The sequence below is a fragment of the Klebsiella sp. C360 genome (genome assembly GCF_048822415.1).
Taxonomy (GTDB): Bacteria; Pseudomonadota; Gammaproteobacteria; order Enterobacterales; family Enterobacteriaceae; genus Klebsiella; species Klebsiella quasipneumoniae.
Genome location: NZ_JBMEZZ010000006.1, coordinates 224,408 through 237,516, shown reverse-complemented (window position 1 = coordinate 237,516; position 13,109 = coordinate 224,408). Strand labels below are relative to the sequence as shown.

Below are 13,109 nucleotides of genomic sequence, written 5' to 3'. Positions count from 1 at the left end.
TGAATGAATGCAAATGCCGGAGAATACCGGGGGTCGTCGCAAGCGCGAAGAATAGCACTTCTCATCGCTGGCGAATAGCGGCGGACGGCGCTAAAAATTCACGTCCCCCCGCGCGCGACGTTTACGCTGACAGGTTCTCCGGGCCGCGCAGCGTGGGGCAGAACTGATACATCTCCAGCAGGATGGCAACATAATCGCGCGCTTCCGCATGCAGGTCGAACGAGTCGGGGGCAAACAGCCAGTTCTCCATCAGGCCGGAAAGATAGCTGCGCATTAAAATCGCCGCTCGCCGGGTGAGTAAATTGGCGGGCAACAGCTTCGCGGCGATGCACTCTTTCAAGGTCTGCTCGATGCGCTCGTAGCTCGCCAGGGATAACTGCCGCTGGGCCTGCTGCACCACGGTCATTTCACCGACGAATTCGCACTTATGGAAGATAATCTCCATCATCAACCGACGGCGCTCCTCTGTCACCGTCGCTTCAAGAACATAGACTAGTATCTCCCTGATAACTGAGAGTGGATCGTTAGGGAATTTTGCCCGATACTCAATTTCGAGATCGCTAATACTGGCGTCTGACAGCTCCCAAATTTCGTTGAATAAATCTGATTTATTCTTGAAATGCCAGTAGATAGCCCCCCTCGTTACACCCGCAGCTTTTGCAATTGTTGCCAACGAGGTAGATGATACGCCTTGCTGCGAAAACAGACGCAGAGCAACATCCAGAATCAGTTGCCGGGTTTCACGTGCCTGTTGTTTGGTTTTTCGTGCCATAGGTTAATGACTTTACAGAGGTTACGTTTACATACATTTGTGAATGTATGTACCATAGCACGACCATAATAGAAAGACTGTAGTGGGTTTGTGGTTGTTTGAGCCACTGAACATTTTGAAATTGGACACTCGAGGTTTACATATGAACAAAAACAGAGGGTTAACGCCTCTGGCGGTCGTTCTGATGCTCTCAGGCAGCTTAGCGCTAACAGGATGTGACGATAAACCGGCTCAACAGGGAGCCCAGCACATGCCGGAAGTCGGTATTGTGACGCTCAAATCCGCACCTCTACAAATGACCACCGAACTGCCAGGCCGCACCAGCGCCTATCGCATTGCGGAAGTCCGCCCTCAGGTCAGTGGCATTATTTTGAAACGTAACTTCGTCGAAGGTAGCGATATCCAGGCCGGCGTCTCCCTGTATCAGATCGATCCAGCCACCTATCAGGCCAGCTATGACAGCGCCAAAGGCGACCTGGCAAAAGCCCAGGCGGCGGCAAACATGGATCAACTGACGGTCAAGCGTTATCAGAAACTGTTAGGCACTAAGTATATCAGTCAACAAGACTACGATACCGCCGTCGCGACGGCGCAGCAAAGCAATGCGGCCGTGGTCGCGGCGAAAGCGGCCGTGGAAACCGCGCGCATCAATCTGGCCTACACCAAAGTCACCTCGCCGATCAGCGGCCGCATTGGTAAATCCGCGGTGACCGAAGGGGCGCTGGTGCAGAATGGTCAGTCAACCGCTCTGGCAACCGTTCAGCAGCTGGATCCGATCTATGTTGATGTCACCCAGTCGAGCAATGATTTCCTGCGCCTGAAACAGGAGCTGGCCGATGGCCGTCTGAAACAGGAAAACGGTAAAGCGAAAGTGGAGCTGGTGACTAACGACGGTCTTAAGTATCCGCAGTCCGGCACCCTGGAATTCTCGGATGTGACCGTCGACCAGACCACCGGCTCTATCACGCTGCGCGCCATTTTCCCCAACCCGGATCACACCCTGTTACCGGGGATGTTTGTCCGCGCGCGTCTGGAAGAAGGGGTTAACCCTGACGCCCTGCTGGTGCCGCAACAGGGCGTGACCCGTACGCCGCGCGGTGACGCCAGCGTCATGGTAGTGGGTGAAGGCGATAAGGTCGAAGTCCGCCAGGTCACTGCTTCTCAAGCGATTGGCGATAAATGGCTGGTCACTGACGGTCTGAAATCCGGCGATCGCGTTATCGTCACCGGCCTGCAAAAAATCAAACCAGGCGTGCAGGTAAAAGCGCAGGAAGTAGCTTCTGATGATAAACAGCAAGCCGCAGGCAACGCGCCATCAGAACAAACCAAGTCTTAACTTAAACAGGAGCCGTTAAGACATGCCTAATTTCTTTATCGATCGCCCCATATTTGCATGGGTGATCGCCATCATCATCATGCTGGCTGGGGGATTATCGATCCTCAAATTGCCGGTGGCGCAATATCCGACGATTGCGCCGCCAGCAATTTCCATTACCGCCATGTACCCCGGTGCTGACGCCGAAACCGTGCAGAACACCGTGACTCAGGTTATCGAACAGAATATGAACGGTATCGATCACCTGATGTACATGTCCTCGAATGGCGACTCCACCGGTACGGCGACCATCACCCTGACCTTCGAATCCGGTACCGATCCGGACATCGCCCAGGTTCAGGTTCAGAACAAGCTGGCCCTGGCCACCCCTCTGCTGCCGCAAGAAGTACAGCAGCAAGGGATCAGCGTTGAGAAAGCGTCCAGCAGCTTCCTGATGGTTGTCGGCGTCATTAACACCAACGGCACCATGAACCAGGACGACATTTCGGACTACGTGGCGGCCAACATGAAGGACCCGATCAGCCGTACCAGCGGCGTCGGCGACGTTCAGCTGTTCGGTTCCCAGTACGCGATGCGTATCTGGATGGATCCGAATAAACTGAATAACTTCCAGCTCACGCCGGTGGACGTGATCAGCGCGCTGAAAGCGCAGAACGCCCAGGTAGCCGCTGGTCAGTTAGGCGGTACGCCGCCGGTGAAAGGCCAGCAGCTCAACGCCTCCATCGTCGCACAGACGCGTCTGACCAATACGGAAGAGTTTGGCAACATCCTGCTGAAGGTGAACCAGGATGGTTCCCAGGTTCGTCTGCGTGATGTCGCCAAAATTGAACTGGGTGGCGAAAGCTATGACGTGGTGGCGAAGTATAACGGCCAGCCTGCGTCCGGTCTGGGTATTAAACTGGCTACCGGCGCGAACGCGCTGGATACCGCCAACGCGATCCGCGCTGAACTGGCGAAGATGGAGCCGTTTTTCCCGTCGGGGATGAAAATCGTTTACCCGTATGACACCACCCCGTTCGTGAAAATCTCTATTCACGAAGTGGTTAAAACGCTGGTGGAAGCGATCATCCTGGTCTTCCTGGTGATGTATCTGTTCCTGCAGAACTTCCGCGCCACCCTGATCCCGACCATCGCGGTGCCGGTGGTCCTGTTAGGGACCTTCGCGGTGCTGGCGGCGTTTGGCTTCTCGATAAACACCCTGACGATGTTCGGGATGGTGCTCGCCATCGGCCTGCTGGTGGATGACGCCATCGTGGTGGTCGAGAACGTCGAGCGCGTCATGGCCGAAGAAGGCCTGCCGCCGAAAGAAGCGACGCGTAAATCGATGGGGCAGATTCAGGGCGCGCTGGTAGGTATCGCCATGGTGCTGTCGGCGGTATTTATCCCGATGGCGTTCTTCGGCGGCTCAACCGGGGCCATCTATCGCCAGTTCTCCATCACCATCGTTTCCGCGATGGCGCTATCGGTACTGGTTGCGCTGATCCTGACGCCGGCGCTGTGCGCCACGATGCTGAAGCCTATTCAGAAAGGCAGCCATGGCGCGACCACGGGTTTCTTCGGCTGGTTTAACCGCATGTTCGATAAGAGCACGCACCATTACACCGACAGCGTAGGCAACATTCTGCGCAGCACCGGTCGTTATCTGGTGCTGTATCTGATCATCGTGGTGGGTATGGCGTGGCTGTTCGTTCGTCTGCCGAGCTCGTTCCTGCCGGACGAAGACCAGGGGGTGTTCCTGAGTATGGCCCAGCTGCCTGCCGGCGCCACCCAGGAGCGCACGCAGAAAGTGCTGGATGAGATGACGAATTACTATCTCACCAAAGAGAAGGACAACGTGGAATCCGTGTTTGCGGTTAACGGCTTCGGCTTCGCCGGCCGCGGCCAGAACACCGGTATCGCGTTCGTCTCGCTGAAAGACTGGAGTCAGCGTCCAGGCGATGAAAACAAAGTTGAAGCGATTACCGGTCGGGCGATGGGCTACTTCTCGCAGATTAAAGACGCGATGGTCTTCGCCTTTAACCTGCCGGCTATCGTTGAACTGGGTACCGCGACCGGCTTTGACTTCCAGCTGATTGACCAGGGCGGCCTGGGACACGAAAAATTGACCCAGGCACGTAACCAGCTGTTTGGCATGGTGGCGCAGCATCCTGACGTGCTGACTGGCGTGCGTCCTAACGGTCTGGAAGATACACCGCAGTTCAAAGTCGATATCGATCAGGAAAAAGCCCAGGCGCTGGGCGTCTCCATCAGCGACATTAACACCACGCTGGGCGCCGCCTGGGGCGGAAGCTATGTCAACGACTTTATCGACCGCGGCCGCGTGAAGAAAGTGTACATCATGTCCGAAGCGAAATACCGTATGCTGCCGGAAGACATCGGCAAGTGGTATGTTCGCGGCAGTGATGGCCAGATGGTGCCGTTCTCCGCCTTCTCCACCTCGCGTTGGGAATACGGTTCGCCGCGTCTGGAACGCTACAACGGTCTGCCATCAATGGAAATTCTTGGCCAGGCAGCGCCAGGCAAGAGCACCGGTGAGGCGATGAGCCTGATGGAAGAGCTGGCGGGTAAACTGCCGTCGGGTATTGGCTACGACTGGACCGGGATGTCTTATCAGGAGCGGCTGTCCGGTAACCAGGCCCCTGCCCTGTATGCCATCTCGCTGATTGTCGTCTTCCTGTGTCTGGCAGCGCTGTATGAGAGCTGGTCGATTCCGTTCTCGGTCATGCTGGTCGTACCGTTGGGTGTGGTCGGCGCGCTGTTAGCCGCCACCTTCCGCGGTTTAACCAATGACGTTTACTTCCAGGTTGGCCTGTTGACCACCATCGGCCTGTCGGCGAAGAACGCGATACTGATCGTTGAATTCGCCAAAGACCTGATGGAGAAAGAGGGCAAAGGGCTGATTGAGGCGACGCTTGAAGCGGTACGTATGCGTCTGCGTCCAATCCTGATGACCTCCCTGGCGTTTATCCTTGGGGTTATGCCGCTGGTTATCAGCTCCGGAGCGGGCTCCGGTGCGCAGAACGCCGTAGGTACAGGCGTAATGGGCGGGATGGTGACCGCGACGATCCTGGCAATCTTCTTCGTGCCGGTGTTCTTTGTGGTGGTGCGACGCCGCTTTAGTAAGAAATCGGAAGATATTGAGCACAGCCATCAGGTTGAGCATCATTAATCTGCACTGATGAACAAAGGGCCGCTACTGCGGCCCTTTTTTTGATCATTACCCACAGGGCACATATTGCCATTGTTTATTTTTCGCGCTGCATTTAATATATATTGATGTGTTCCCGGCTATATCTATCACGCTGTTTAGCCCTTAGGATCTTCTTACGCTCATTTACCAGGAATAATCCTAATATCATCATCACGGCCGGCGGTTTCTGAACGCGACGACTGCCTGCCTTAAGCCAATGATTGATAAGACATCTCTATTTTTCAGGCTGCGCGCCCGGGTCGGAGAATTTAATTCGTCTATTTTTAAGATAATTTCTCTCTGATAATTGTAATTTTTCGTAATAGCACGATGAAATCTGTTGGAGAGTGGATTATAGTTAAATCAGCAGGATTACTCAGTTAGTGTCAGGTCAGTTAGTCGTGTTCATCCCACAACGGTGTTTGTTAGTCGTCGTTTAAACCACTCAAAAGGGGATGCGTTATGGACGAATACTCGCCAAAAAGACATGATATCGCACAACTACGCTTTCTCTGCGAAACGCTGTATCATGACTGCCTTGCAAACCTGGAAGAGAGCAACCATGGCTGGGTCAACGACCCGACATCGGCTGTCAATCTCCAGTTAAATGAACTGATCGAGCACATTGCCACATTCGCCCTTAATTATAAAATTAAGTACGCTGAGGATAATAAGCTGATCGCTCAGGTTGACGAATATCTGGACGATACATTTACGTTGTTCAGTAACTACGGCATTAACTCTACGGATTTGCAAAAGTGGAAAAAATCCGGTAATCGGTTATTTCGTTGTTTTGTCAACGCCAGCCGGGAAAATCCGGCCAGTCTTTCGTGTTAGGATTATTACAATCAAAAGGTGGAATTATGTCTGATAAGCCATTAACTAAAACAGACTATTTGATGCGCTTACGCCGTTGCCAGACAATTGACACGCTGGAGCGCGTCATTGAAAAAAACAAATATGAACTTTCTGATAATGAGCTGGCGGTATTTTACTCAGCCGCCGATCATCGTCTGGCTGAACTGACCATGAATAAGCTGTACGATAAGATCCCGACGTCCGTCTGGAAATTTATCCGCTAATTACCGCGCCCGACGCGGTCTGCTGACCGGGCGGTAATCGCCAGCCTCAGCAGGGTATCTTTGTGATAGTCATCACATCATTTAGCCAACAGCAAACCTGTAACCGGTTTCTTTTTTATACTGCTGCGGCCATCTAACGTCAGGTATAAGGAAGACCAATGAGTGAAGAAAAACGCAAAATGATCGCCGGTGAGGTCTATTTATCTGGCGACCCAACGCTACGCGCCGATCGCCTGCGCGCCAGACAGCTGCTGCACCGTTATAATCATTCCGCCCCGGATGTGCAGGAAGAACGTCAGCGTATTCTCGCCGAGCTGCTCGGTCGCGCTGGCGATGCGTATATCGAGCCAAGCTTTCGCTGCGACTACGGCTACAATATCTTTCTCGGCGCCGGTTTTTACGCCAATTTTGACTGCGTGATGCTGGACGTCTGTCCTATCCATATTGGCGATAACTGCATGCTGGCCCCGGGCGTCCATATCTATACCGCCACCCATCCGCTGGATGCGGAGGCCCGAAACAGCGGCCAGGAATATGGCAAACCGGTGACCATTGGCCACAATGTGTGGATTGGCGGTCGGGCGGTGATCAATCCCGGGGTGACCATTGGCGATAATGCGGTCATCGCGTCCGGAGCGGTGGTCACTAAAGACGTCCCCGCCAGTACCGTTGTCGGCGGCAACCCGGCGCAGATCATCAAGCGCCTTCCGCCGCCAAATGCGTAACTGTTATGCTTTTCTGTAACCGATCTGTTACTTTCTCCGCAGAATACTGCAACATAAAATAGCCTTCAGGCTGAGCCTGCCACGCCCGAACCACCGGGCGCACGGGGCAGGCTTATTGCAGAATTCGGGGACCAAGATGACAGAAATACAACGCCTGCTAACTCACACCATTGACGAACTGAACGTGCAGGAAAAACGCGATAATCGCCCGCGTTTTAGCATCAGTTTTATCCGTAACCATCCGGGCCTGTTTGTTGCCATGTATGCCGCGTTTCTGGCGACGCTGGTGGTGATGCTGCGCTCTGAAACGCTGGTGGATTCGGTCTGGTTGTTGGTGGTGCTGTTCATCCTGTTCAACGCTTTTTTCTTCTTTGACGTCTATCCACGCTATCGTTACGAAGATATCGATGTCCTCGACTTTCGCGTGTGTTACAACGGCGAATGGTACAACACCCGCTTTGTCCCCCGACAGCTGATCGACCGTATTCTGCAGTCGCCGGACGTCGATAGCGAGCAGAAGGCGCAGCTTAAAAAAATGGTCGACACCAAAGGCGATCTCTCCTTTTACGATGTCTTTACGCTGACCCGAGCCGGTACTGCGCAATAAGACGATTCAGCGTCCGCAGCGCCAGCGGATAGCGGGAAGCAGAAGTATTGCCATACCCCAGCACCAGCCCGCTCCGCCCCCGCCGCGGGTCGAGATAGAAATGACTTAGCGCAGCGGGCGCCAGCTGAAACTGACGCGCCTGCTGCGCTATCGCGCGATCGTCGATCCCCTCGATGGCCAGCGTCAGATGGAGCCCCCCTTCCCCACCAAGGACTTCGCACGGCACGGTGATCTCTTGCGCCAGCGCCTCGCGCAGCAGCTGCTGACGTTTGCGGTACAGACGACGCATCGCCGCCAGATGACGCGCATAGTGCCCCTTCTCGATAAAGCTGGCCAGCGCCCGCTGTTCAGCGCGGTGCCCTCCGCGCAGCAGCGCGCCAATGGCCCCCTGAGCGGCATCCGCCAGCGCGGGCGGCATTACCATAAAACCGATACGCAGCGCCGGAAAAAGGGTTTTGCTGAAGGTGCCGAGATAGACCACCGGGGCATCCGGGACCATTCCCAGCATCGCCGGGATCGGCTCTCCGCTGTGGCGAAACTCGCTGTCGTAGTCATCCTCCACAATCCACGCGCCGTGCCGATGGGCATACTCCACCAGCGCCAGACGCCGCGCGGCGCTCATAACGCTCCCAAGGGGATACTGATGAGAGGGAGAGGTAAAAATCAGCCGGGGTGGCTCTGCCGCGCCGTTGGTCATACACATCCCTTCATGATCGACGGCCATCCCGCAGACCTGCAGCCCCGCCCGCTGGAAACCACTCCTGGCGCCCAGGTATCCCGGCTCTTCCTGCCACACGCTGTCGCCCGGGTTGGTCAACAGCGAGGCGCATAAGTTGACCCCTTCCAGCGCCCCCTCGGTGATGACGATCTGCCGGATATCGCACTGAATACCCCGGGAGAGCGCCAGATGGCGAGCGATCGCCTCCCGCAGTTGGGGATCGCCCGCGGCCTCACCGTAGCCCAGCAGCGTGCTGCCCTCGTCGCGCAATGCTTTATCCATTAACCGCCGCCACAGCGGCAGCGGGAAATAGTTCACCGCCGGCATGCCAGGCGTAAACGGCAGCGCCGGCGAGTCACGGCGCATAGCGGCTGGCAGCCCCTGCAGCCGCTCAGACAGCACAACGGGTGGCGCGTTTACCTCCTGCCGGCGGCTGGCGGCGAGCGGCACAACCTGCGTCCCCTGACGGCTTCGCGTCAGGTATCCTTCCAGCGTCAGCTGCTCCAGTGCGGCATTCACCGTATTGCGCGACAGATGCAGTCGACCGGCAATCACGCGCGATCCTGGCAAACGGCAGCTGGCCGCCAGAGTTCCCTGCAGGATGGCATGGCGCAAAGTGTGGTAAAGGGCGCGCTGCAGGGTTTCGTCCGTTCGCTGCCGCATCCCCTGCGTCACCAATCCATAAAACGCATCGTCCGGTATGTTCATGTCACCTCCTCGTGGATCCATAAAAACATACTCTGGTGGCACTTTTTATGGAACCACCCAGCGCGTACGCTGCCTGTACATCCCCAATAAGGAAACCGCAATGTGTGAATACAATCAGTTTGGACAGGCGCTCGGCGCCGCGCTGCCCGACTGGCAACCCCGCCCCTGGCCAACGCGGCAGGTTCTTCAGGGCAGCCGCTGTCGGCTCGAACCGCTCACCCTCGCCCACGCCAGCGATCTGTTTGCTGCCCACCAGCTGGCGCCCGACGCCCGCAGCTGGACGTGGCTGCTGCGCGAACCGGAAACCAGTCTGGCTGAATTTAGCGCCTGGGTGGCGCAGGTTTCGACGCTGACCGATCCTATCCATTTCGCCGTCGTTGACCAGCAGCGCGGGACGGCGGTCGGGTCGCTGGCGTTAATGCGCATCGATGCCAACCACGGCGTGGTCGAGGTGGGGCATGTCCATTTCTCTCCGTTGCTGAGCCGAACGGCTATGGCCACCGAAGCGCACTGGCTGTTGATGCAGTATGTTTTCGGGACGCTCGGCTACCGTCGCTATGAATGGAAATGCAATAGCCTCAATACGCCGTCAGGCCGGGCGGCAAGGCGACTGGGATTTCAGTACGAAGGACGTTTTCGTCAGGCGCTGGTGAGCAAAGGACACAACCGGGACACGGACTGGTTTTCAGTGATTGATGGCGAATGGCCGCAGCTGGATAGCGCCATGCGCCAATGGCTGGCCGCCGACAATTTTACCGCCGACGGCCAGCAGCGCCGTCCCCTGGAAAGCTTCCGTTAACGACGTTTTTTGCGCCCCTGCACCACTTTAAAGCGGGGGTTGCTCTTACAGATCACGTACAGCCGCCCTTTGCGTTTGACCAGCTGGCAATCCGGGTGGCGCTGTTTGGCGCTGCGTAATGAGTTAACGACCTGCATCATGCCTTCCTTTTTGCATCAATAAAGCCGCCGAAGCGCTGGCGGAAACGGGCCGCGCTACCCTCGCTGGCGAACGTTTTTTGTTTGCCGGTGTAGTAAGGATGCGATTTCGATGAGACATCGATCGTCACATACGGATACGTCTCACCGTCGAGCTCAATCACGCGTTCGGTGCGGATGGTTGAGCCAACTTTAAAATATTCATTGGCGCTGGTGTCGTGAAACACCACCGTGCGATAGGGAGGATGGATATGGGCTTTCATGATGACCTCGTCATTATGTTATAACATAACAATTAAATTACGCCGTTCCACGACAAAGATCAACCATGGTTATATCAGGGGTAATAACAAAGAGGCGAGTTTCCTCGCCTTTGACTTCAGGGCGCCAGACGGTGGGCGATAGCACGAAGTTGCTCCGCGATAGCCTGCAGATCTTTCCCCTGCTCGACTCTGGCGCCGCTGGAATGGCGAATCACCAGGCGCGCCGGCAGGATGGATGAGGTATGCGCCGCGCCGCTGGTACTGGCGAGGATCCGCCGCACCGCCTCTTTACCCTGCAGGTCGAGGTCCAGCGATACCGTACTCAATGCCGGATAGAAAAAGGAGCTTTCATAGGTATCGTCATAGCCAATCACCGATTTCTCTCCCGGCACCGCCACCTGATGCTGATGGAAGGCGCTGAGCACCCCCAGCGCCATTTGGTCATTGCCCACCAGCACAGCGCTGAAGTTCGGCGTTTCACGCAGCATCTGCAGCGCGCCGGCGTAGCCGCTTTGCGCATCCCAGTTGCCGTGCAGGACGGTCACCGGCTTCAGGCCGTAGCCATCCAGGGTCTCCAGCCAGCTTTTCAGCCGCAGTTTGGCCGATACGGAGCTGTCCGGCCCCGCCAGCAGCGCGATCTCCCGATGCCCCATCTCGTAGAGATATTTGACGCTGGCCCGGGTGCCGTCCGCCGGGTTAAACGAAACGTTAAACACGGAGCTGTAGGGATCAACATCGAGAAACAGGCAGACGATATCATCATTGTCAGCGGCGATTTTCTGCGCCTGTTCGGTCTCCAGCGGCACGTTGATAATGACCTTATCCACCCGCTGAGACTTCAGCTCATTGATGGAATCCTGGATGCTTTGGTTGACGCTCTCATCGATCATCGAAATCAGGACCTGGTAACCTTCCAGATTGGCATAGCGTTTTACCGCCGCCGCTACCTGGGAGGGGGCATGCCAGGCCAGCGAAATCGTCACCAGCCCCACCGTCTGGCTCTCCTTCCCCACCAGCTGCTGCGCCAGCCGGTTGGGCACATAGCGTAGAGCCTCTATCGATTTCTCCACCTTGCGGCGCGTCGCTTCGGATACATTGGCAGATTTGTTGAGTACCCTGGACACGGTCTGGTAAGAGACACCCGCATGACGTGCGACGTCTTCCAGAGTAGCGCTTTTAGACTTCATGGTCCGGTTCCTTATGTTGTTATCCCATGATTGTAACAGGGGCCATTTGAAAAAACGCTCACCGCCACTTCTCACCGCAAAATTAGACCACAAAAAGTATTACGTTCACAACCAGGTTAATTGTGAATCACCTCACTCATCACAACAAAAACCAGCGTTATTATTTGCACTTAGTCACACAATAATCACATCACGTTTGCCTGAAGTTACATTTAGGCATTTTATGACATCAGTTATGTGAACGTAATACAAAACAATAAGAGGATAGAGATGAATACGACACTGCGCGCCCTTTCCACAGCATTAGCCGCTGCGCTAATCACCCCTTCCGCCTTTGCGGCTACCGCTGCGATCCCGACCGTTGATTTTCATGGCTATTTGCGCGCCGGGGTTGGGGTCTCCGGCGACGGTAGCGAAGCGGAATGGCAAAAGAACAAGCTGGGCCGGTTGGGGAACGAATCGGATACCTATGGCGAACTGGAATTGGGCTCCGAGGTCTACAAAAAAGATGATGTCAGTTTCTATCTCGACAGCATGGTCAGCATGGTCTCCGATGGCTCTAACGATAATGAAACCACGTTGAACGATGACGCGCAGTTCGGCTTACGTCAGCTGAATCTGCAGATCAAAGGGCTGATCCCGGGCGATCCGAATGCGGTGATCTGGGGCGGCAAACGTTACTATCAGCGTCACGATCTGCACATCATCGATACCAAATACTGGAACATTTCCGGCTCCGGGGCCGGGGTGGAAAACTACACCCTTGGCCCGGGCGCCGTCTCGCTGGCGTGGATCCGCGGCGATGCCAACGACGTTGACTATCGCGTCGATGGCGACAGCAACGTCAATATCAACTATATCGATTTACGCTATGCGGGATGGAAGCCGTGGTCCGGGTCGTGGACCGAATTCGGCATCGACTACGCCATGCCGAACACCACCAAAAAACAGGACAGCTACGGCGGGCTGTACGATGCCGAAAATGGCGTGATGCTAACCGGTGAAATCAGTCAGGATATGCTGGGCGGCTATAACAAAACCGTGCTGCAGTATGCCAACAAAGGGCTGGCGCAGAATATGGTCTCCCAGGGCGGCGGCTGGTACGATATGTGGAACTACGTGAATGACGCCACCGGCTATCGCGTGATTAACACCGGTCTGATCCCCATTACCGAGAAGTTCTCCATCAACCACGTTCTGACCTGGGGCTCGGCGGATGATATTACCGACTACACCGACAAAACGCGGATGCTGTCGCTGGTCGCCCGCGGGCAGTATCAGTTCACCGACTACGTGCGCCTGATTGGCGAAGTCGGCGGTTTCTATCAGAAAGACAGCTACAACAATGGCACCAGTTACAAACAGGCCGGTGAGAAATATACCATTGCGCTGGGTCTGGCGGACGGGCCGGACTTTATGTCACGTCCGGAATTACGTATTTTCGCGTCGTATCTGAATGATTCCGAAGATGGTAAACCATTTGAAGACCAGACGGCGAATAATACCTGGAATTTCGGCGTGCAGGTTGAAGCCTGGTGGTAATATCGCTCTGGTAAGAAAAATACGTTATTGATATCTCCAACGC

14 protein-coding genes are annotated in these 13,109 nt (G+C 55.6%); 8 read left to right on the top strand and 6 right to left on the bottom strand.

Features of this window, described 5'->3' with window-relative positions; translation table 11 throughout:
* Window positions 1-121 precede the first annotated feature (121 nt).
* Complete coding sequence (gene acrR / locus ACOI7D_RS17865; protein ID WP_023288646.1) at window positions 122-772, bottom strand: multidrug efflux transporter transcriptional repressor AcrR; 651 nt, start codon at window positions 770-772, stop codon at window positions 122-124.
* A 142-nt stretch (window positions 773-914) separates the two neighbouring features.
* Between acrR and acrA the strand changes: the two genes are divergently transcribed.
* The 5 genes from acrA to maa all read left to right on the top strand — a co-directional run bounded on the left by acrA (window position 915) and on the right by maa (window position 7,105).
* Window positions 915-2,108 (top strand): multidrug efflux RND transporter periplasmic adaptor subunit AcrA, encoded by a 1,194-nt coding sequence (gene acrA, locus ACOI7D_RS17860; protein ID WP_023288645.1) that lies wholly within the window; start codon window positions 915-917, stop codon window positions 2,106-2,108.
* A gap of 22 nt (window positions 2,109-2,130) precedes the next feature.
* Complete coding sequence (acrB, locus tag ACOI7D_RS17855) at window positions 2,131-5,277, top strand: multidrug efflux RND transporter permease subunit AcrB (RefSeq protein WP_023288644.1); 3,147 nt, start codon at window positions 2,131-2,133, stop codon at window positions 5,275-5,277.
* A gap of 483 nt (window positions 5,278-5,760) precedes the next feature.
* Complete coding sequence (tomB, locus tag ACOI7D_RS17850) at window positions 5,761-6,135, top strand: Hha toxicity modulator TomB (RefSeq protein ID WP_002892066.1); 375 nt, start codon at window positions 5,761-5,763, stop codon at window positions 6,133-6,135.
* 26 nt (window positions 6,136-6,161) lie between these two features.
* Window positions 6,162-6,380: an HHA domain-containing protein gene (locus tag ACOI7D_RS17845; RefSeq protein WP_002892050.1), complete on the top strand. Its 219-nt coding sequence runs from the start codon at window positions 6,162-6,164 to the stop codon at window positions 6,378-6,380.
* A 158-nt stretch (window positions 6,381-6,538) separates the two neighbouring features.
* Window positions 6,539-7,105, top strand: a complete 567-nt coding sequence (maa, locus tag ACOI7D_RS17840) for a maltose O-acetyltransferase (RefSeq protein WP_109546595.1) — start codon at window positions 6,539-6,541, stop codon at window positions 7,103-7,105.
* On the opposite strand, the gene ACOI7D_RS17835 is transcribed toward maa, so the two are convergent.
* Window positions 7,077-7,208 carry a hypothetical protein gene (locus ACOI7D_RS17835; RefSeq protein WP_162543094.1) on the bottom strand — a complete coding sequence of 44 codons (132 nt, stop codon included), beginning with the start codon at window positions 7,206-7,208 and terminating at the stop codon, window positions 7,077-7,079. The two genes, maa and ACOI7D_RS17835, sit on opposite strands and share 29 nt — an antisense overlap.
* Before the next feature lie 33 nt (window positions 7,209-7,241).
* Between ACOI7D_RS17835 and ACOI7D_RS17830 the strand changes: the two genes are divergently transcribed.
* Complete coding sequence (locus ACOI7D_RS17830) at window positions 7,242-7,712, top strand: YlaC family protein (RefSeq protein ID WP_023288642.1); 471 nt, start codon at window positions 7,242-7,244, stop codon at window positions 7,710-7,712.
* Here the strand turns inward: ACOI7D_RS17830 and ACOI7D_RS17825 are convergent.
* Complete coding sequence (locus ACOI7D_RS17825; protein WP_109546596.1) at window positions 7,681-9,138, bottom strand: PLP-dependent aminotransferase family protein; 1,458 nt, start codon at window positions 9,136-9,138, stop codon at window positions 7,681-7,683. The genes ACOI7D_RS17830 and ACOI7D_RS17825 overlap by 32 nt on opposite strands.
* A gap of 100 nt (window positions 9,139-9,238) precedes the next feature.
* Between ACOI7D_RS17825 and ACOI7D_RS17820 the strand changes: the two genes are divergently transcribed.
* Entirely contained in the window at window positions 9,239-9,937 is a 699-nt protein-coding gene (locus ACOI7D_RS17820; RefSeq protein WP_109546597.1) for a GNAT family N-acetyltransferase, read from the top strand.
* On the opposite strand, the gene ykgO is transcribed toward ACOI7D_RS17820, so the two are convergent.
* The 3 genes from ykgO to ACOI7D_RS17805 all read right to left on the bottom strand — a co-directional run bounded on the left by ykgO (window position 9,934) and on the right by ACOI7D_RS17805 (window position 11,524).
* Window positions 9,934-10,074 (bottom strand): type B 50S ribosomal protein L36, encoded by a 141-nt coding sequence (gene ykgO / locus ACOI7D_RS17815; protein WP_072125433.1) that lies wholly within the window; start codon window positions 10,072-10,074, stop codon window positions 9,934-9,936. The genes ACOI7D_RS17820 and ykgO overlap by 4 nt on opposite strands.
* Entirely contained in the window at window positions 10,074-10,337 is a 264-nt protein-coding gene (locus tag ACOI7D_RS17810) for a type B 50S ribosomal protein L31 (RefSeq protein WP_004204754.1), read from the bottom strand. Before ACOI7D_RS17810 ends, ykgO begins: the two co-directional genes overlap by 1 nt.
* A 116-nt stretch (window positions 10,338-10,453) precedes the next feature.
* The gene (locus ACOI7D_RS17805) at window positions 10,454-11,524 is read right to left on the bottom strand and encodes a LacI family DNA-binding transcriptional regulator (protein WP_023288639.1); all 1,071 of its coding nucleotides are present in this window, start codon (window positions 11,522-11,524) and stop codon (window positions 10,454-10,456) included.
* Between the two features lie 270 nt (window positions 11,525-11,794).
* Here ACOI7D_RS17805 and ACOI7D_RS17800 point away from each other — a divergent pair, with 270 nt between their 5' ends.
* Entirely contained in the window at window positions 11,795-13,066 is a 1,272-nt protein-coding gene (locus tag ACOI7D_RS17800; RefSeq protein WP_023288638.1) for a maltoporin, read from the top strand.
* Window positions 13,067-13,109: the final 43 nt, after the last annotated feature.

Excerpts from the sequence above, each read along its gene's own strand:
- acrR (WP_023288646.1), bottom strand. The coding sequence starts at position 772 with ATGGCACGAAAAACCAAACAACAGGCACGTGAAACCCGGCAACTGATT.
- acrA (WP_023288645.1), top strand. The coding sequence starts at position 915 with ATGAACAAAAACAGAGGGTTAACGCCTCTGGCGGTCGTTCTGATGCTC.
- acrB (WP_023288644.1), top strand. The coding sequence starts at position 2,131 with ATGCCTAATTTCTTTATCGATCGCCCCATATTTGCATGGGTGATCGCC.
- tomB (WP_002892066.1), top strand. The coding sequence starts at position 5,761 with ATGGACGAATACTCGCCAAAAAGACATGATATCGCACAACTACGCTTT.
- ACOI7D_RS17845 (WP_002892050.1), top strand. The coding sequence starts at position 6,162 with ATGTCTGATAAGCCATTAACTAAAACAGACTATTTGATGCGCTTACGC.
- maa (WP_109546595.1), top strand. The coding sequence starts at position 6,539 with ATGAGTGAAGAAAAACGCAAAATGATCGCCGGTGAGGTCTATTTATCT.
- ACOI7D_RS17830 (WP_023288642.1), top strand. The coding sequence starts at position 7,242 with ATGACAGAAATACAACGCCTGCTAACTCACACCATTGACGAACTGAAC.
- ACOI7D_RS17825 (WP_109546596.1), bottom strand. The coding sequence starts at position 9,138 with ATGAACATACCGGACGATGCGTTTTATGGATTGGTGACGCAGGGGATG.
- ACOI7D_RS17820 (WP_109546597.1), top strand. The coding sequence starts at position 9,239 with ATGTGTGAATACAATCAGTTTGGACAGGCGCTCGGCGCCGCGCTGCCC.
- ykgO (WP_072125433.1), bottom strand. The coding sequence starts at position 10,074 with ATGCAGGTCGTTAACTCATTACGCAGCGCCAAACAGCGCCACCCGGAT.
- ACOI7D_RS17810 (WP_004204754.1), bottom strand. The coding sequence starts at position 10,337 with ATGAAAGCCCATATCCATCCTCCCTATCGCACGGTGGTGTTTCACGAC.
- ACOI7D_RS17805 (WP_023288639.1), bottom strand. The coding sequence starts at position 11,524 with ATGAAGTCTAAAAGCGCTACTCTGGAAGACGTCGCACGTCATGCGGGT.
- ACOI7D_RS17800 (WP_023288638.1), top strand. The coding sequence starts at position 11,795 with ATGAATACGACACTGCGCGCCCTTTCCACAGCATTAGCCGCTGCGCTA.